The sequence below is a fragment of the uncultured Clostridium sp. genome, assembly GCF_963515715.1.
Classification (GTDB): Bacteria; Bacillota; Clostridia; order Clostridiales; family Clostridiaceae; genus Clostridium_AW.
The window spans coordinates 88094-106250 of sequence record NZ_CAUPZS010000004.1 but is presented as its reverse complement, the minus strand read 5'-3'; the positions used below and the strand labels follow the sequence as shown (position 1 = coordinate 106250).

Annotated in this window: 19 protein-coding genes; 10 read left to right on the top strand and 9 right to left on the bottom strand. The window is 30.0% G+C overall.

Going from position 1 to position 18157, the window contains the following annotated elements; genetic code table 11:
• Positions 1-22: 22 nt before the first annotated feature.
• The 6 genes from RYO54_RS05170 (at position 23) to RYO54_RS05145 (ending at position 7760) form a co-directional block, all read left to right on the top strand.
• Positions 23-961, top strand: a complete 939-nt coding sequence (locus RYO54_RS05170) for an ABC transporter ATP-binding protein (RefSeq protein ID WP_315116394.1) — start codon at positions 23-25, stop codon at positions 959-961.
• A gap of 13 nt (positions 962-974) precedes the next feature.
• On the top strand, positions 975-2117 hold the full coding sequence (locus tag RYO54_RS05165; protein ID WP_315116392.1) for an ABC transporter permease: 1143 nt from the start codon (positions 975-977) through the stop codon (positions 2115-2117).
• Positions 2117-3211, top strand: a complete 1095-nt coding sequence (locus RYO54_RS05160; protein WP_315116390.1) for an ABC transporter permease — start codon at positions 2117-2119, stop codon at positions 3209-3211. Before RYO54_RS05165 ends, RYO54_RS05160 begins: the two co-directional genes overlap by 1 nt.
• A gap of 463 nt (positions 3212-3674) precedes the next feature.
• Positions 3675-4988 carry a sodium-dependent transporter gene (locus tag RYO54_RS05155; RefSeq protein ID WP_315116388.1) on the top strand — a complete coding sequence of 438 codons (1314 nt, stop codon included), beginning with the start codon at positions 3675-3677 and terminating at the stop codon, positions 4986-4988.
• A 178-nt stretch (positions 4989-5166) separates the two neighbouring features.
• Positions 5167-5991 (top strand): MerR family transcriptional regulator, encoded by an 825-nt coding sequence (locus RYO54_RS05150; RefSeq protein ID WP_315116387.1) that lies wholly within the window; start codon positions 5167-5169, stop codon positions 5989-5991.
• A 179-nt stretch (positions 5992-6170) separates the two neighbouring features.
• On the top strand, positions 6171-7760 hold the full coding sequence (locus tag RYO54_RS05145) for an ATP-binding cassette domain-containing protein (RefSeq protein WP_315116386.1): 1590 nt from the start codon (positions 6171-6173) through the stop codon (positions 7758-7760).
• Positions 7761-7902: 142 nt separating this feature from the next.
• On the opposite strand, the gene RYO54_RS05140 is transcribed toward RYO54_RS05145, so the two are convergent.
• Genes RYO54_RS05140 through RYO54_RS05130 form a run of 3 tightly spaced genes read right to left on the bottom strand, consistent with a single transcriptional unit; the run spans position 7903 to position 10081 of the window.
• On the bottom strand, positions 7903-9027 hold the full coding sequence (locus tag RYO54_RS05140) for a threonine synthase (RefSeq protein ID WP_315116385.1): 1125 nt from the start codon (positions 9025-9027) through the stop codon (positions 7903-7905).
• A 32-nt stretch (positions 9028-9059) separates the two neighbouring features.
• Positions 9060-9437 carry a RidA family protein gene (locus RYO54_RS05135; RefSeq protein WP_315116384.1) on the bottom strand — a complete coding sequence of 126 codons (378 nt, stop codon included), beginning with the start codon at positions 9435-9437 and terminating at the stop codon, positions 9060-9062.
• 2 nt (positions 9438-9439) lie between these two features.
• Positions 9440-10081, bottom strand: a complete 642-nt coding sequence (locus RYO54_RS05130; protein WP_315116383.1) for a PAS domain-containing protein — start codon at positions 10079-10081, stop codon at positions 9440-9442.
• Positions 10082-10346: 265 nt separating this feature from the next.
• On the opposite strand from RYO54_RS05130, the gene RYO54_RS05125 reads away from it, so the two are divergent.
• Complete coding sequence (locus RYO54_RS05125) at positions 10347-10931, top strand: SprT family zinc-dependent metalloprotease (RefSeq protein ID WP_315116382.1); 585 nt, start codon at positions 10347-10349, stop codon at positions 10929-10931.
• A gap of 86 nt (positions 10932-11017) precedes the next feature.
• On the opposite strand, the gene RYO54_RS05120 is transcribed toward RYO54_RS05125, so the two are convergent.
• Complete coding sequence (locus RYO54_RS05120; protein ID WP_315116381.1) at positions 11018-11599, bottom strand: DUF4878 domain-containing protein; 582 nt, start codon at positions 11597-11599, stop codon at positions 11018-11020.
• Positions 11600-11825: 226 nt separating this feature from the next.
• Here RYO54_RS05120 and RYO54_RS05115 point away from each other — a divergent pair, with 226 nt between their 5' ends.
• Positions 11826-13046, top strand: a complete 1221-nt coding sequence (locus RYO54_RS05115; RefSeq protein WP_315116379.1) for a diguanylate cyclase — start codon at positions 11826-11828, stop codon at positions 13044-13046.
• Positions 13047-13103: 57 nt separating this feature from the next.
• Here the strand turns inward: RYO54_RS05115 and RYO54_RS05110 are convergent, their stop codons facing one another.
• Positions 13104-13442, bottom strand: coding sequence for an arsenate reductase family protein (locus RYO54_RS05110; RefSeq protein ID WP_315116378.1), 339 nt, complete (start codon positions 13440-13442; stop codon positions 13104-13106).
• 282 nt (positions 13443-13724) lie between these two features.
• Between RYO54_RS05110 and infC the strand changes: the two genes are divergently transcribed.
• Positions 13725-14231, top strand: coding sequence for a translation initiation factor IF-3 (gene infC / locus RYO54_RS05105; protein ID WP_315116527.1), 507 nt, complete (start codon positions 13725-13727; stop codon positions 14229-14231).
• Positions 14232-14272: 41 nt separating this feature from the next.
• Here the strand turns inward: infC and RYO54_RS05100 are convergent, their stop codons facing one another.
• From RYO54_RS05100 to RYO54_RS05090, 3 genes are all read right to left on the bottom strand, one after another.
• Positions 14273-15634, bottom strand: a complete 1362-nt coding sequence (locus RYO54_RS05100; RefSeq protein ID WP_315116376.1) for a YjiH family protein — start codon at positions 15632-15634, stop codon at positions 14273-14275.
• A 131-nt stretch (positions 15635-15765) separates the two neighbouring features.
• Positions 15766-17124, bottom strand: coding sequence for a PFL family protein (locus RYO54_RS05095; protein ID WP_315116374.1), 1359 nt, complete (start codon positions 17122-17124; stop codon positions 15766-15768).
• Positions 17125-17137: 13 nt separating this feature from the next.
• Entirely contained in the window at positions 17138-17407 is a 270-nt protein-coding gene (locus tag RYO54_RS05090; RefSeq protein WP_216439201.1) for an ACT domain-containing protein, read from the bottom strand.
• A gap of 132 nt (positions 17408-17539) precedes the next feature.
• On the opposite strand from RYO54_RS05090, the gene RYO54_RS05085 reads away from it, so the two are divergent.
• Positions 17540-17809 (top strand): hypothetical protein, encoded by a 270-nt coding sequence (locus RYO54_RS05085; protein ID WP_315116370.1) that lies wholly within the window; start codon positions 17540-17542, stop codon positions 17807-17809.
• A 41-nt stretch (positions 17810-17850) separates the two neighbouring features.
• Here the strand turns inward: RYO54_RS05085 and RYO54_RS05080 are convergent, their stop codons facing one another.
• Positions 17851-18120: a DUF1294 domain-containing protein gene (locus RYO54_RS05080; RefSeq protein WP_315116368.1), complete on the bottom strand. Its 270-nt coding sequence runs from the start codon at positions 18118-18120 to the stop codon at positions 17851-17853.
• Positions 18121-18157 lie beyond the last annotated feature (37 nt).

Genomic DNA, 18157 nt, shown 5'->3' with positions numbered 1-18157 from the left:
GAAAATTTAAGGGGGTTTTTTTATGAGTCTTATAGAAGTAAAAAATGTAGTAAAAAGATTTGATGATAAATTAATATTAGATAGCATTTCTTTTAATATAGAAAAGGGAGAGATTTATGGACTTATTGGTCCTAATGGCGCTGGCAAAACCACTTTAATAAATATTATGATAGGTTTACTTAAAGCAAACTCTGGAGAAATTTTTGTTGGAGGACATTCAATAAAGGAGGAACCTCTAAAAGTAAAGGGACAGATAGGATTAGTACCTCAAGAGTTAGCCTTGATGGGAACCATCACTGCTTATGACAACCTAGAATTTTTTGGAGCTCTTTATGGATTGAATGGAAAGCTCTTAAAGGAAAGGATAGAAGAGGCTTTAGAGGTAATAGGACTAAAGGATAAGAGAAAGGAAAAGGTTAAAAAATTTTCAGGTGGAATGAAAAGAAGGTTAAATATTGCAGCGGCAATTATGCACAGACCTAAAATATTGATTTTAGATGAGCCTACGGTAGGTATAGATCCTCAATCTAGAAATAATATTTTTGAATTTACAAGAAAAATAAATAGAGAAAATGATACAACCATAATTTATATATCTCACTATATGGAGGAAATAGAGTATCTTTGCAATAAACTTTTCATAATGGATTTAGGAAGAGAAATAGCTTCAGGAAGTATTCAAGAGGTAAAAGCATTAATTAGTGAGAAGGATAAAATTAAATTAAATTTAGGAGGGTATAAAGGAGAGTTGTTATTAAAACTTAAAGAACTACCGGGAGTAAAGCAATGTGGAGAAGAAAATGGTTTAGTAAACATTTTTGTAGATAAAAAAGATTTTACATTAAATTCTTTATTAAATCTTCTTCAAAAATGTAATGTAGAAATAAAAGGAATAAATTTTGAAGAGCCAACCTTAGAAGAAGTTTTCTTATCGCTAACTGGGAAAAAGCTTAGGGATTAGGGAGGCAATATAAATGAAATTAAAGGCATATATTAAGTTAACCCTAAAAGGCATTATAAAAGAACTGCCTATGATGCTATTTGTTTTTGCAGTATTCCCAATTTCTTTAAGTTATCTCCATGGATATTTTCAAAAGGAAGTATTTGATATATCAAATGAAATATCAAAAGTTACAATTAGTATTGTAGATGAGGACAATTCCAATGCGTCAAAGGGATTAATAGATTTCTTGCAAGGGGAAGAATTAAGAAAAATAATTAAAGTTGAAAAAGAAGATAAAGGTGATATAAATATAAAAATCCCCTTAGGATATGAAGAAAGCTTATTAAATTTAAAACAAGGTGAAATAAAAATTGATCAAAAAGATAAAAAGAAATTGTCTTCATTTAAAATAATAACCACACTTATAGATAAGTACAACCAAGAGATTCAACAGGGAGTGGTCATAAAAAATAAGTTAGGAGAAGAGAAGTTAAAGGATATAAATTCTAAGCTTAATGGGTTATACAAGGAAAATATCATAGAAAATAATATAATAAAGACAAAAAAGAATTTAACTTCTTTTGAGTATTACTCAGTATCTATAATGAGTTTTATTATAATTTTAACTATTATGTCTTTATCCACAAAATATTATACTGAAAGAGAAAATGGCCTTTTCAATAGAATAATGTCTACTTCGCTGAGCAAAGTACAATATTTCAACTATAATTTAGTTACCTTTTTTATGTTTGCTATGATTATGAATTTTATATATATTATGACCTATAGAATTCTTAATATATCTTTTAGTGGATCTTTGAGTTTATTGACGATTTTATTCACTCTAACCAGTGTATTAGAAGCTGTTGCAGCAGGTCTTGTTATCGCATTTATAAAAAGTAAAAAAACTGCTATTCAATTATTAAATGGTCTTTTAATTATAAGTTCCTTTTTTGGAGGAGTGTTTTTGCCAATAGATAAGATAGATAATTTTTTTATGAGCTTTATTGGTAAGTTTATGCCTAATAATTTGATAATTAAATCCTATAATAACTACTTATTGAATGATTCATTAAATGACTTATATCCTTATATATTTATGTTTGCTACAAGCGCTGCTGTTTTATATATAGTTAGCTTATTAAAAGTAAAATTAAAGTGGGGTGAGGAATAATGAAGATAATAAATTTAGCATTAATTCATCTAAAAAGAATGATAAAAGATATGAAAATGTTAGGTGGAATGCTTATAATGCCTGTAGTAGTTATTACTGGAACCTATTTTATTTTTGTTAAAGGATCTGATGGAGGTGGAGTAGAGGTAGCCTTTAATATAAAAGATAAAGGTGATTATGCAAATATATTGATGGAAAAATTAGATGTAAATAAGTCTTCTATTTATCATAATTATGAAGATAAAGCATTAGAATCTTTGAAAAATAACGATGTTGTTGCAGTATACGTAATTCCAGAAGATTTTACAGAAAAAATAAAGGAAGGTAAAAAAACTATTATTGAGGCATATAAAAGAGAAGAAGGTAATGGCACTTTTGTTATAGAAGGAAGATTAAATGAAGAGATAAATGAAATGATTAAAAATAGAATTTACCTTAAAGAAGGGGTCATAGGAGGGGAACAAGAGTTAAGTAAAAGCACTATTACTACGGTAATGGAGAAAGAAGATAAAATAGATGATGGATTATTTTATACAGTACTTCTGATTATAAATTTTATTATATTTTCAGCAAGCTCCATAGGACAAGAAATAATACTGCTTAAAAAAGAGAAGATATTGTCCAGAGCAATAAGTACTGCAAATAAGGGTTGGGAGATTATTGGCAGTTTATATTTAGCTATGTTTTTATTACAAGTAGGCATTTATACCACGGTGATACTTGCAGAAAAATTTATAATAGGATATTCATTTGAGAACTTACACATAGTATTGATAAATATAATATTAATAAGCTTATATTCATTAAGCCTAGGAATTTTGGCAACACGAGTATTTGAAAATGAAGGTATAGCATCCCTTACAATAACCCTTGTTGGCGTCACCAGTGCATTTTTGAACGTGGCAGGTTTTAGTCTACACTCCGAGAAAACTTCTTGGATAATAAATAATTTATCCAAATTTACTCCTCAATATTGGGCTTTTGACAGCATAATGAATGGAGTTATATTTCCTAATTCTATGATAATAATTTTGATGTCCTTAGTGTTATTTACTGCAGGAAATATTAAACTTAATAATTTTGTTAATAGATAGATTAGAAAAATTGCCACTTTTTCTTAAAAGGCTTAACTAAATATTGATAAAAATATAATTATAAAATATAAAAGGGATAAATATGTAGTGAAGTAGTGACAAATTTATATATATGTGATATAATCCATGAATATATAAAATGATTGGACTATGAAGGAAGAAAGTAGCAGTTTTTGTGTGTTATTCAGAGAGCATGGTGGGTGGTGAAAATCATGTGTTGCAAAGGCTAGCAAATTACATTCGCGAGTCATAATGTGAGAGCATTACGGGATCGCCCGATATAGCGATTTAAGGCACAATTATGTGTAAAGTAAGGTGGTACCACGGGTTTTCTCGTCCTTAATAGGATTTGAGAAAGCCCTTTTTATATTTAAAGCATTTATTTGCCACTGGCTTGATGCAGAAAACTTAAATATTTTCCGGTGGCATATGACATCACGATAATTTTAGGAGGAATAGTAGTATGGTAGAAAGAGAAAGTTTTACAAGTAAACTAGGATTTGTGCTGTCCTGTTTAGGATCAGCAGTGGGATTGGGAAACATATGGATGTTTCCATGGAAGCTTGGGCAGTATGGAGGAGCAGCCTTTTTAATACCTTACTTTATATGTGTGTTTCTTTTAGGATCAACAGGGCTTGTAGGAGAGTTTGCCTTTGGTAGGTCTAGAAAAAGTGGTTCTTTACAAGGAATTAAAGAAGTTTTTAATGAAAGAGGAAAAAAAGGTGGCAAGCTGTTGAGTTTTATGCCTATTATGGCAGTAGGGGGAACCTTGGTTTTTTATGGCGTTGTTGTTGGATGGGTGTTTAAATACTTTTATGCTTCACTAAAAGGTGAATTTTACACAGAAGATATGGGAACCTTTTTTACAAATTTTGCAGGAACTAAAAGCAGCATTCCTTGGCATTTTATAGCTATGGCTTTCACATTAGCTATTGTTGCTTTTGGAGTAATAAAAGGTATAGAGAGAATGAATAAAATCATGATGCCAGCCCTATTTATTATTTTTACTGTTCTTGCTATTAGAGTGAGTACACTGCCAAATGCCATAGAAGGAGTCAAATATCTTTTAATACCAAGATGGGAATACCTATTTAAACCAATTACTTGGGTAATGGCTCTTGGACAAGCATTCTTTTCAGTATCCTTAAATGGAGCGGGTATGGTAGTGTATGGAAGCTATTTAAAGGAAGACGTAAACATACCTAAAGCAACTGTGCAAGTAGCTGTATTTGATAGCTTATCAGCCTTACTTGCGGCTTTTATAGTAATACCAGCGGCTTTTGCTTTTGGATTAAACCCTGAGGCAGGACCCTCATTACTCTTTATAACTATGCCTTATATTTTTAAATCAATGCCCTTTGGATATTACTTTGGTATACTGTTTTTCTTGAGTGTTATCTTTGCCTCTATATCATCTATAATTAATATGTTAGAGGCTACTTCAGAAGCTTTTATGAGTGTATTTAAAGCAAATAGATTAAAGAGCTCAATTATTATAGCTTTAATTGCTTTTATAATAGGTATACCCCTAGATTTAAGCATGAATAGATTTGGAGCTTGGGCTGACTTTGTGACTATATACTTAGCGCCAATAGGTTCATTAGTAGCGGCAATTACATTCTTTTGGATATATGGTATGGATAACGCTTTAAAAGATATAAATCTTGGGTCGGAAAAGCCTTTAGGAAAATGGTTTCAACCTTTAGCTAAATTTGTATTCCCTATTTCATCCATATTAGTATTGATTTTTGGCATTATATATAATGGAATAGGGTAATAAACTAAATAAATCTACTCTTTAAAATAAAAGGGGCTGTTTCAAAATAGAAATGAATTTCTAGAGTGAGACAGTTCTTTTGTTAATATAAATATATATTTAAGTATTGACCTTACCACTATGGTAAAGTTTAAAATATAATTAACCACTTCGAAGAGGGAATATACAGGAGGTTATAATGTATACAATTGGTGAATTTTCTAAGATAGGCAAAGTAACAACTAAAATGTTAAGACACTACGATAAGATAGGTTTGATTAAACCAAATTATGTAAATCCAGAAAATCAATATAGATTTTATGAAAAAACTCAAATAAAGGATATTTTGACAATCAATAAATTAAAGAGATTTGGTTTCTCATTGGAGGAAATAAAAAAGATTATTGAAGATGAAAAAGATAAGAATGAAGAAGAGCTAAATAAATTAATAAAAAAGCGTATAGATGAAATTAAAATTGAAATCAAGTTAAACAGCAGTATTTTATTTGAATTAAAGGAAATGGAAAAAAAGATTATGAAAGGTGAGGATATAATGAGCATTAAAAGGAGCTTTAATATTTCTATTTGTCAATTAGAAGAAATTAATATATTGAGCATAAGGGATAGAATCGCTATAAATGAAATTGGCGATTTAATAAATAAATTATTTCAGAAGATTTATAAAAATGGTCTTAATCCAACAGGAAATGTTATGACTATGTACTATGATGAAGACTTTGATCATGAAATGACAGATTTAGAAGTTTGTGTTTCTGTAGATAGAGAGATTAAGAGTGAAGAATTGGCTACAAAGCTTTTTAAAGGAGGGTTACATGTTTATACTACATTTATAGGTCCTTATGAAGAAATTGGGGAAGCATATGCTGCTCTTATGGATTGGATTAAGCAAAATGATTATAAAATAGCAGGAGCTCCCTTTGATAAATATATTAAAGGACCTGAAACAAAATGTAAGCCTAGTGAATATATCACAGAAGTATACTTTCCAGTTATAAAAAAATAAAGTGAAAATGTAAATATAAAGTAAATATAAATATTAGTTAAGCCTTGTAATGCTTATGTCATTACAAGGTTTTTTTATTCTTTGATATGGATTATATAATGGGATTATGGTATAATATCGCAGTATGTGTCGATAATTATAGAAATTAATATATAAAATTATGGAGGAGTATATAAAGAATGATAGCAGTAAGTGATGTAAGCCTAAGATATGGCGGACGTGTATTATTTGAGGATGTAAATGTTAAATTTACAAATGGAAATTGTTATGGTTTAATTGGAGCCAATGGAGCTGGAAAATCTACATTTTTAAAGATATTATCCGGTGAAGTTGAAGCAAATAAGGGTGAAATTTCAATGGGTTCAGGTGAAAGATTTGCAGTTTTAAAGCAAGATCATTTTGAATTCGATGAGCATGGAGTTTTAGAAACTGTAATAATGGGGCATGAAAAGCTTTATTCTATAATGAAGGAAAAAGATGCTATTTATGCAAAGGAAAACTTTACTGATGAAGACGGAATAAGAGCTGCAGAATTAGAAGGTGAGTTTGCAGAACTAGATGGATGGGAAGCTGAGGCTGAAGCTGCAACTCTCCTTATGGGACTTGGAATAGAAGTTGAAAGCCACGATAAACTTATGAAAGAATTAGATGGAAGTCAAAAGGTAAGGGTGCTTTTAGCTCAAGCATTGTTTGGCAAGCCTGATACCTTACTATTAGACGAACCTACAAACCATCTAGATTTAAAATCAATACAATGGCTTGAAAATTTTCTTATGGACTTTGAGAATACAGTAATAGTGGTATCCCATGATAGACACTTTTTAAATAAAGTTTGTACCCACATTGCTGATTTAGATTTTGGAAAGATTCAGCTTTATGTTGGTAACTATGATTTTTGGTATGAATCAAGTCAACTAGCCCTTCAAATGGCAAAGGATCAAAACAAGAAAAAGGAAGAAAAAGTTAAACAACTTCAAGAGTTTATTGCAAGATTTAGTGCTAATGCATCTAAATCAAAGCAGGCCACTTCACGTAAGAAAATGCTTGATAAAATAGATTTAGAAGATATAAGACCTTCATCAAGAAGATATCCTTTTGTTGGCTTCAAATCAGAAAGAGAGGCAGGAAACGATCTTTTAAATGTAGATGGATTAAGCAAAACTATAGATGGAGTAAAGGTACTGGATAATGTAAGCTTCATGGTGAATAAAGGTGATAAAATAGCCTTCGTTGGAACTAATGAAATAGCTAAAACTGCATTATTTCAAATTATTACTGGAGAAATTGAAGGGGACAGTGGAGAGTACAAATGGGGAATAACCACAACTCAATCATATTTCCCTAAAGATAATAATGAATATTTTGAAGGTGTAGACTTAAATTTAGTTGATTGGCTTCGTCAATTCTCAGAAGAAAAAAGTGAAACTTTCATAAGAGGATTCTTAGGAAGAATGCTTTTCTCAGGAGAGGAAGCCCTAAAGAGCGCCAAAGTGTTATCCGGTGGAGAAAAAGTTAGATGTATGTTATCTAGAATGATGTTAAGTGGTGCTAATGTGCTTATTTTAGATGAGCCTACAAATCACCTTGATCTAGAATCAATAACTGCAGTAAATAACGGTCTTATAAATTTTGATGGTACAATATTATTTACTTCCCATGACCATCAATTTGTTCAAACCATTGCAAATAGAATAATTGAAATCACCCCAGAAGGAAAGATAATAGACAAGAGAATGACTTATGATGAATATTTAGGATTAGATAATTAGAATTTATCTTCTTTCATTGTTGATACGATTCTAAAAAATCTTCGTAATATAGGTTATCAAGGTAAATATATCCAATATAAGATAACCTCACAAAATAAAAAATAGCTTCGCCTATAAAAATAGGAGAGGCTATTTTTTATAATTAGTGTTCTGATTTAAGGCCAGAGCCACAAAGCGGAATAATAACTTTTCCTCTAGGATTAAATCCCGTATCCTTTACATATTTAAAATAACCTGCAAAGGTAGAAGCGGTAGTAGGCTCAATGTAAAAACCTTTTAGAGCTAAATCATCCTTTACTTTTAATATATCATCTTCAGGAGCTAAAATTATTTCTCCATCAGTATCTCTTATTGCTTCAAGAATTTGAGGCCCTCTTTTAGGATCAGCTATGGCAATACCTTCTGCTAATGTTTCGGTACTTTTTACTTCTGTGGTATAATTCTTGCCATCTATAAAAGCACTATATATTGGTGCACAGTTTTGAGATTGAACTGCAATTATCTTTGGAAGCTTTTCTATAAGTCCAAGTTTTAATAAATCCTTAAAGCCATAGTATGCTCCCAAAACTAAAGTGCCGTTTCCAACAGGAAGTATTAATGCCTCTGGAACCTCTCCTTCTAGCTGTTCATATATTTCATAGGCATAGGTTTTAGTGCCTTGATAAAAGAAAGGGTTGTACACGTGGCTAGCATAAAAACCATCTCCTCTTTCAACAGCAGATAAAGCAGCTTTTGCAGTATCTTCTCTACTACCAGGGACTACATGAACTTTGGCACCATGAGAAGCTATTTGTTTTATCTTTTTTGGAGAGGTGCCATAAGGAACATAAATATCGCAGTCAATCCCTGCACGATTGGCGTAGGCAGCTATTGATGTACCAGCATTTCCACTACTATCTTGTATTACTTTTTTCACACCAAGCTCTTTAGCCTTTGTTATTAAAACAGCAGCCCCTCTATCTTTAAAGGACATGGTAGGCATTAAGTAATCAAGTTTAACTAGAAGGTTTGGATTGTCTTTATCCATAGGAACCATGGGTGTCATGCCTTCTCCCATGGATATATCTTTCCAAAGAGTAAATTCCCCGGAAAATGGCAGAGCTTTTATGTACCTAAATAAACTCCACTCTTCTTTATTTATACTTTCTTTGGAAAAATCTATGGGGAATTCTTCTAAATCTAACATTCCGCCACAATCACATTTAAAAACTAAGCTTTCAAGAGTATACGTTCTTTTGCATTTACTGCAAGTATAATTTATTGACATAACATCATCCCCCATAATAAATAAATAATTAATTAATTAATAGCCGCAATGGCTTCGATTTCTATTTTAAAACCATAATGAAGATCTTTTGTAGGTACAACACTACGGGCAGGTTTATGGTCACCAAAGAATTCTTTATATACTTTGTTAACTCTATCCCATAACTGAATATCGGGAATATAAAGGGTGACTTTTAACACCTTTTCTTTGCAAGTGCCGGCCTCCTTTAGTATCAATTCCATATTTTCTAAAGTTTGTAGAGTTTCTTCTTCAATGGAACCAAATTTTTTTTCACCAGTATTAGGGTCTATAGATAGTTGACCTGAAATAAACAATAAATTATCATGGGCAATGGCTTGAGAATAATGACCACCTGGCTTTAAGGCGTTTTTCGTGCTAATAAATTTCATTGTTATTCCTCCTCTTTTTTTATAATATCTAGATAACTATATACAGTTACTCTAGAAATACCTAACTTTTCTGCAACCCTATCTATAGCTCCCTTCATTAAAAATATTCCCTTTTTATCCATGAATTTTATAAGTTCTATTTTATCTTTACGTTTCATATCATCAATGCTATCTGTCTCTATAATTTTATCAATGAGGTCTTCTACTATTTGAGCTACATTTGGGAAAGGCTCTACTTCTTCAGTTATAACTTCTTCTTCCACATACAAAAAATCTGAAATAACTTCATTAAAGTTTATAAATACATCTAAGTCATAGTTAACGCAAAGAGCACCGATAACTTTTCCTTTCATATCTCTTATCAATGCTGTAGAAGATTTTACTTTTTTACCATCCTTAGTTATAGTCATATAATTTACTGCGCAATCATCTTTAAATTTTTTTGATAGTAGAACTTTTTTTACTAAGTGATCAAAACCTTGACCTATTTGACGCCCTGTTACGCTATTATTTACAGTATAAACAACTGAACTTTGAGGGGCTGATAAGTCATGTATAACAACTTCGCAATTTTTACCAAAGGTTCTAGCAATAAGATTGGCTGCAGGTATAAATCTTTCTAAATCTTTGTTCATTGTACCCATTTTAATCAACTCCAATAAATATTATTATATATTTCATTATGTATATAAATTTTTATATAAAATTACTAAAAAATACTGCTATTACATTATATTATATAATATTTTATATTTATTTCAATGCATATAATATTATTAATGTATGAAAAAGAGAAAAAGTTTAAATATTAATGAAATAATAATTAATAAAAATATTAAACAAATATAAAATTTATGTTGTAAAATATAGGTATAACTTTTATTAATATTGAATACAGGAGATATACTAATGATTGAATACACTTTACATAGAAAAAAAGTAAAAAATATAAATTTAAGAGTAAAAAGAGATGGTTCTGTATTAGTCTCAGCGAATCCCAAAGTTCCACTAGAATATATAAATAAATTTGTCGCTAGCAAAGAAGAATGGATAATTAAAAGTATTGAGAAATTTAGAGAAGTAGAGAAGAAAAGAAAGGTAGAAGAAGGAAAGATAAAAATATTAGGGGAAATTTATAAATTGGAGGATATAAATATAGGGGAGAATGAGATAGATAAATGGATTAGAGAAAGGGCAAAACTAGAATTTCACCAATCAATTAAACGAATGCTACCGCTATTAGAAGAGTATAACATTAAAGCTCCCAATTTCAAGATTAGAAAGATGAAAACTAGGTGGGGAAGTTGTAATAAAAATAAAAATTCTATTACGCTTAACACAGAACTTATGAAATATTCAAAAGAAGTTATTGATTACGTAGTTCTACATGAGTTAGTACATTTTATCCATTTTGACCATAGTAAAAACTTTTATAATCTTTTAGAAGAATTAATGCCTGATTGGAAGGAAAGAAGGGAATTTTTAAAGATATAGTATGTTACAAGGAACATTACTATATCTTTAATTTAGTTAATAATTTGTGAAAATAATTTATTATCAATAATAACCTATAAAAACATTTAAAAATCTAATAGTTCGGACATCTTACTAAGATTTCCTGTCAGCGCATTTAATAAATCTTCAGAAGGAACTATTAGCCAATTGTTATTCTCTTTCACTAATTCAACATTTATTTCTGCCACAGTTGTAGGAGCTTTAGGATCATTTATAGCATTAAGTAAATTTTCCATCATCATTGCTTCTACTTTTGCATCATCAACATTTTCTTGTGAAAAGGCTGATGCAAACAAAGTAGGCATTAGTTCAGCAAGAGTAGTTGATAATATTTTCGGCAAATTACATGAGGTAATTTTAACTTTAGCCGTAGCGGTATCTCCCTTAACTTCAGTTGATAATATTTCATATTCTAGTTTTGATAACACTCCCTCGACTATCTTCTTTTCTTCTTCATTTTCAAACTCTAAAGCTTCAGAAGAATCATTTCCCTTAACAAATGTCATAGCAGTCTTAAAATCTTGTTTTTTAAAGTTCTGTAAAAAAGAATCCATGGTATCATTAGGTTTTGGAGAACAGGCAATTAGTGATAAAGAGGTTATTAGTATTACCATAAACAAAGCTAGTCTTTTAATGTTTTTTCTCAATTTTTAGAACCCCCCTGTATAAATTTATGATTATATAATCAATCTATGTAATAATATAAAAATAATGCGCCATGATATTATATCATTAATATGGATAAATATAAAATAGTTATAAGTATTGGTATAATTTGTAGTATTAAGTTAGTTAGACAAATTACGATAAATACTTTACATAAGGCATTTTAATTTAAAAGAAAATTAAGTTAAATTTAAAAGAGGTACATTAATGAAAAGAAGAGGAAAAATTTCCAAACTACTTCTTAAAAATTATCTGGTATTGTATTGTCTAACTACAATTACGTTTGTTGCTTCTTTAGGTATAATTCTATTTTTTACTAGCCAGGACAGCAATAGATTGACCAATGATTTGAATAAAACCCTTGAAATAATGAAGGATGATTATAAAAAAATAGATGCTTCTCGTATTGAGAAGCTAGATGGATTTATAGAAGTATTAGATGATGATTTAAATGTAATATATAGGAAAGGCAATGTTAAAGAGGATAGAAAAAATTATAATAAAGATGAGTTTTTTAATCTAATATCAAAAAACAATGGAGTAGATTATAATAACTATAAATACATAGTTGAGTATAACAATAATAAATCTTTCTTTTTAGTAAAAGTTTTGCCTATGAATAGTTATAATACATTAGTTAACGGTATTTCCGATATAGATACAATATATATAATTGGCATTGTAATTTTATTTTATATTATTATATCTTTATTGAGTATATATTTTTATTCTAAGCTTACGGCGAAAACATTTTTAAATCCTTTATATACTCTGCGAGATGGTGCTATAAAAATTGCTTCAGGAAATTATAACGCAAGAATAACTCTTAATCTAGATAATGAATTTGGGGAATTAACAGATACTTTTAATATGATGGCAGAAAAAATAGATAGAGATATAATAAAGAGAATATCTAAAGAGAAAAAGTTGGCAAGTAAGGCTGCAATAGATGAGTTGACAGGAATATATAACAGAAGTGCAGGAATACAGATTTTAAAAAATAATTTTAGAACTGCAAAACATAAGGAAATCCCTTTAAGTATATGCTTCTTAGATTTAAATGATCTTAAGCATATAAATGATACATTTGGACATGCAGAAGGAGATAACTATATTAAGGATGCGGTTACAATAATAAAAAACGAAATACGTGAAAAAGATGCATTTATAAGATTAGGAGGAGACGAATTTTTATTGATTTTCATAAATACTAAATATGAAGAAGCAGAAAAAATATGGTTAAGAATTAAGGAGAGCATAATCAAGTTTAATGAAGAGAATGGCTATGTATTAAGTATAAGCCATGGTATAGAAACTTTTTATAAGCACAACTTCAACAGTGTAAATGGTTTTTTAAACTGTGCAGATATGAAAATGTATGAGGAGAAGAAAAAATTTAAATTAAACAGAAACAAGAAAAAGCTATAAATAAAGAAAGGGTATAATTATTTTAATATATTACACTCCTTCTTTAGGTTACAATGCTTATTCCCAAGACTTCCACATATCAGGTTCATAGCCTACGGTAGCTTGTCTACCATTGCGAACTATAGGGGTTTTATAGAGTTTAGGATTATTTAAAAGTATCTCTTCTTTAACACTATCGTTTCTTATGTGCTGTAAATTTAGTTTTTCGTATTCTTTAGAATTTTTATTAAGTAAATTTATTAAACCTACAGCAGACTTAACGCTTTCCAATTCTTTTTTGCTTAAACCTTTTTTATTTAAATCAATAAATTGGTATTTAATTTTTCTTTCTTTAAAGTATCTTTCCGTCTTTTGTGTATCAAAACATTTTTTCATACCAAAAATTTGAATGTTCATAAAGTAGTATCCTCCTTTAATTGTTATATTAATATATTATACATTAAATTCAATTATTTAAAATAAAATAGAACCTATTTTATTTTAAATAATTAAGTAATTTTTAATTTAATATGGTATAGTTATAAGAGTAGGATAGAATAACAGCTATTGGTCCTTATTGACAGCTTTGATATTAACGGATAATATATTTATATGTATATTAAAGTATGTTAAATAATAAAGTATACAAAATAAAATGTATGCTTAATATATAAATTTAATTAATTTTGGAGGTGCTGTATTATTAATAATTTTAATTTAAACGAGGGCATAAAAGAAAAGGAAATTAGATTAGTTGGTGACGAAGAAAGCCGCATTATTAGTACTAAAGAAGCTTTAGATTTAGCAATGGAAAAAGATTTAGATTTGGTGATGATTTCTCCCAATGCTAATCCACCTGTATGTAGGATAATGGATTATAATAAGTTTCTTTACGAACAATCTAAAAAGCAAAAGGAAAGTAAAAAGAATCAAAAGGTTACTAAGATTAAAGAAGTAAAATTGAGTGCTACCATAGAAGAGCACGATATTGATGTAAAGGCTAATAATGCAAAGAAGTTTTTAGCTGCGGATAATAAAGTCAAGGTTTCTATTAGATTCAGAGGAAGACAAAACAATTATACTAGCGTAGGGAATGAGGTCTTCAAAATATTTGTTGAGAAAATAGGTGATTTAGGAACCGTTGAAAAGGCAGCAAGATTAGAAGGCAATAATATGATTATGATTTTAGCTCCTAAAAAAAATTAGGGTTTAATAAAAGAGACTTGCAAATACAAGTCTCTTTTCTATTAAAATATTATATGAGCTATAAGGGAAATAATAGGGAGAGTTATTAAAGTTCTTTGTAAGAATATTATAATTAAATCTTTTATAGACACAGGTATTTTTGAACCTAAAAGCAATCCTCCAACTTCGGACATATAAATTAATTGGGTAACGGATACACAGGCGATTATAAAGCGAGTCATCTCACTTTTAATTGTAGCTCCAATAACTGATGGTAGAAACATATCTGCAAATCCCACTACTAAAGTTTGAGAAGCTTGTGTTGCTTCTGGCACCCTAAGTAGTTTTAATAATGGTATAAAAGGAGTTCCTAGCCATTGGAAAATGGGTGTATACTCTGCAAAGATTAATGCAGTTGTACCCATTGCCATAACTATAGGAGTTACTCCTAAAAGCATATCAAGGATGTTTTTAGAACCTGCTATAAAAAACTCACCTAATCCTAGGCCGTTGCTTGCCTTATCTATTGCCTTATTTAATCCCCATTGAAGGGTAGTAAAATTTTCAGGTATAGTTTCTCTATCATCTTTTGCACTATTATTTATATAAGTATCTGACTTTCTTGAAAGTGGGGGTATACGCGGTGCTATTATGGCAACCACAATACCAGCAAAAGTAACAGTCAAATAAAAAGGAACAAACATATGACCAAGTCCAATTTGAGATATTACTACTAAGCTAAAAGTTATAGAAACAGCAGAGAAAGTTGTTCCAATAACAGCAGCTTCTCTCTTTGTGTAATAACCATCTTCATATTGTTTACTTGTAAGCAATACCCCAATAGTTCCATCTCCTAACCAAGAGGCTATACAATCTATAGAAGCACGGCCAGGTAAGGTAAATACAGGACGCATTACTTTGGTTAACAAAACGCCGAAAAACTCCAATAAACCATAATCTAATAGTAAAGGTAAAAGCATTCCAGCAAATAGGAACACAGAAAATAAAATAGGTAGTAAGCTAAATAGCAACAATCCACCAGTATTTTCTGACCAAATCCATTCAGGACCTATCTTAAAGTAAGTGCATGTAACGAATATAGCACCTAATATTCTAGCAAAAAACCAGAAATTACTCACGTTGAACAATGTATTAAAAAATTTATTTTCAATTACAGCTTTTGGCTTTAATACTTTAGTCCAAATTGTTCCTAAAGAAGTAATAATAATTATAATAGTCATAAGTCCAGGTAAAATTGACTCCAACCCATTTTGAACTAATTTTGAAAATATAGCGATGGGAATAGTTACTTCCCCATTATATGATATTGGAGTCATAAAAAGAAAAACGCCAATAATAGATGGTACTAAAAATTGGAGCAAATTCTTTAATGAATAATTTAAATTTTTTTCCATTTCGCACATTTCTCCTCTTAAAACTTATTAATATTTATGCAACAGAACCCATTATAATGCATAAATATAAGCTTGGCAACAGTTTTTAAGAAATAAAAAGGACTATTGGCAATGGAAAATCTACCAATAGTCTTAAAGTATTAGTTCTTAAAGCTATGTATAGGGGCAGGTATTCTTCCACCTCTATCAATAAATAACTTACTAGAGAATTTACTAACTTCCATTATAGGTGCTCTTCCAAGCAATCCTCCAAATTCTACTTCGTCTCCAATGGTTTTACCAGGAACAGGTATAATTCTAACTGCTGTAGTTTTATTGTTAATTACTCCGATAGCAGCTTCATCTGCGATTATTGCAGAAATAGTTTCCTCAGGAGTGTCACCAGGTATAGCAATCATATCTAAACCAACGGAACATACACAAGTCATAGCTTCTAGTTTTTCTAGGGAGAGAGATTTGTTATTAACGGCATTTATCATTCCAATATCTTCACTTACAGGTATGAAAGCACCACTTAGTCCTCCTACATGGCTACAAGCCATAACTCCACCTTTTTTAACAGCATCATTTAATAATGCGAGGGCGGCTGTAGTACCAGGAGCTCCACAACTTTCAATACCCATCTCCTCTAAAATATGAGCTACACTATCTCCAACGGAGGGTGTAGGAGCCAAAGATAAATCTATAATTCCAAAAGGCACTCCAAGTCGTCTTGAGGCTTCACGAGCAACTAATTCTCCCATTCTAGTTATCTTAAAGGAAGTTTTCTTTATGGTTTCTGCTACAATATCAAAAGGTTCACCTTGTATATTTTCAAGAGCAGATTTAACAACTCCAGGACCACTAACGCCTACATTGATTACGCAATCGCCTTCTCCAACTCCATGGAATGCTCCTGCCATAAAAGGATTATCCTCTACAGCATTAGCAAAAACTACTAGTTTTGCACTGCCAATACCAAAATCCTCCTTTGTAAGTTCAGCGGTTCTTTTTATTATTCCACCCATTTGACGAACAGCATCCATGTTAATCCCTGATTTTGTACAACCTATGTTCACGGAGGAGCATACTAAATTTGTAGAAGATAGTGCTTCAGGTATAGAGTCTATGAGTATTTTATCGCCCTTACTATATCCCTTTTGTACTAAAGCTGAAAATCCTCCTATAAAATTAACTCCAACTGTAGAGGCAGCTTTATCTAAAATTTTTGCATATTCTACATAATCGATATCATCAGATGCTCCTGCTATTATTGAGATAGGGGTTACGGAAATTCTTTTATGAATAATTGGAATGCCGTATTCTTCCTCAATCTCTTCACCGACTTTTACTAAATGTTCAGCGTTTTTACATATTTTATCATATATTTTTTTTCTGGATTTTTCACCGCTTGAGTCTATGCAGTCAAGCAGAGAAATTCCCATGGTAATAGTTCTTATATCTAATTTTTCTTTTTCTATCATTCTAATAGTTTCAAGTATATCATATGAATTTAGCATGAAAAGTCCCCCTTTATATTCTGTGCATAGAATTAAATACATCTTCGTGTTGAATTCTAATAGATACTCCTAGTTCTTCTCCTTTAGTCTTTAAAGAATCTTTTAGCTCTTTAAAGCTTATGTTGGATTTTTCAATGTCAATAAGCATAATCATAGTAAAGTATTCTTGAATGATTGTTTGACTAATATCCAATATGTTTACATTTTTTTTGCTTAGTTCATTACTTACGCCTGCAATAATACCAACGATATCTTTCCCAATAACTGTTACAATAGCTTTCATAATTAAACCCTCCTCATTTTAAAACATATAATTCTTAAAATAAATTTTAGCACATTAAAATTATAAAGTGAATATATAATTAACTATAAAAGCATAATATGGTTAGTTATAATTATTGCAGGGAGTGATTATATGAATAAAATGGATAATGCGGATAAAACAATAATAATGGGAATTTCTATTGAGCCAAGGAATCTTCATGCAGTAAAAGTTCAAGACATACTTACAAGACATGGTTGTATCATTAAAACTAGACTAGGGCTACATGAGACTTCAAGCGATACCTGTTCTCATAAAGGAATAATATTATTGCAACTCTGTGGAAAAGATGAAGATATAAAAATATTAGAAAAAGATTTGATGGATATAGAAGGCGTTAGAGTAAATAAAATGGAAATTTAAAAAATACAATTAGCCACACTGTGGCTAATTGTATTTTAAATTTAAAGTAATATATTATTTAGATATATCATGGTTACCATCTGAAATATAAATATACAAGGAATTCCAAGGGTGAAACTTTTATGTTTCGTCTTATGGCGAAATAATTGCATACCTAGAAAAATACCTATACTGCCAAAAGCTAGAGCAGTTAAAAATAAATTCTTTTCAGATATTCTCCATTTACCCTTTATAGATTTCTTTTTATCTATGTACATTATTATAAACCCATATAGATTAATAACTAATAAATAACAATAAAATATTTTCATGATAAACCTCTTTTCTTTACTTTTTAAATATATACAT

Excerpts from the sequence above, each read along its gene's own strand:
- RYO54_RS05100 (WP_315116376.1), bottom strand. The coding sequence starts at position 15,634 with ATGTGCGAAATGGAAAAAAATTTAAATTATTCATTAAAGAATTTGCTC.
- RYO54_RS05125 (WP_315116382.1), top strand. The coding sequence starts at position 10,347 with ATGATTGAATACACTTTACATAGAAAAAAAGTAAAAAATATAAATTTA.
- RYO54_RS05095 (WP_315116374.1), bottom strand. The coding sequence starts at position 17,124 with ATGCTAAATTCATATGATATACTTGAAACTATTAGAATGATAGAAAAA.
- RYO54_RS05160 (WP_315116390.1), top strand. The coding sequence starts at position 2,117 with ATGAAGATAATAAATTTAGCATTAATTCATCTAAAAAGAATGATAAAA.
- RYO54_RS05085 (WP_315116370.1), top strand. The coding sequence starts at position 17,540 with ATGAATAAAATGGATAATGCGGATAAAACAATAATAATGGGAATTTCT.
- RYO54_RS05145 (WP_315116386.1), top strand. The coding sequence starts at position 6,171 with ATGATAGCAGTAAGTGATGTAAGCCTAAGATATGGCGGACGTGTATTA.
- RYO54_RS05140 (WP_315116385.1), bottom strand. The coding sequence starts at position 9,027 with ATGTCAATAAATTATACTTGCAGTAAATGCAAAAGAACGTATACTCTT.
- RYO54_RS05165 (WP_315116392.1), top strand. The coding sequence starts at position 975 with ATGAAATTAAAGGCATATATTAAGTTAACCCTAAAAGGCATTATAAAA.
- RYO54_RS05080 (WP_315116368.1), bottom strand. The coding sequence starts at position 18,120 with ATGAAAATATTTTATTGTTATTTATTAGTTATTAATCTATATGGGTTT.
- RYO54_RS05150 (WP_315116387.1), top strand. The coding sequence starts at position 5,167 with ATGTATACAATTGGTGAATTTTCTAAGATAGGCAAAGTAACAACTAAA.
- RYO54_RS05135 (WP_315116384.1), bottom strand. The coding sequence starts at position 9,437 with ATGAAATTTATTAGCACGAAAAACGCCTTAAAGCCAGGTGGTCATTAT.
- RYO54_RS05170 (WP_315116394.1), top strand. The coding sequence starts at position 23 with ATGAGTCTTATAGAAGTAAAAAATGTAGTAAAAAGATTTGATGATAAA.
- RYO54_RS05110 (WP_315116378.1), bottom strand. The coding sequence starts at position 13,442 with ATGAACATTCAAATTTTTGGTATGAAAAAATGTTTTGATACACAAAAG.
- RYO54_RS05130 (WP_315116383.1), bottom strand. The coding sequence starts at position 10,081 with ATGGGTACAATGAACAAAGATTTAGAAAGATTTATACCTGCAGCCAAT.
- RYO54_RS05155 (WP_315116388.1), top strand. The coding sequence starts at position 3,675 with ATGGTAGAAAGAGAAAGTTTTACAAGTAAACTAGGATTTGTGCTGTCC.
- RYO54_RS05115 (WP_315116379.1), top strand. The coding sequence starts at position 11,826 with ATGAAAAGAAGAGGAAAAATTTCCAAACTACTTCTTAAAAATTATCTG.
- RYO54_RS05090 (WP_216439201.1), bottom strand. The coding sequence starts at position 17,407 with ATGAAAGCTATTGTAACAGTTATTGGGAAAGATATCGTTGGTATTATT.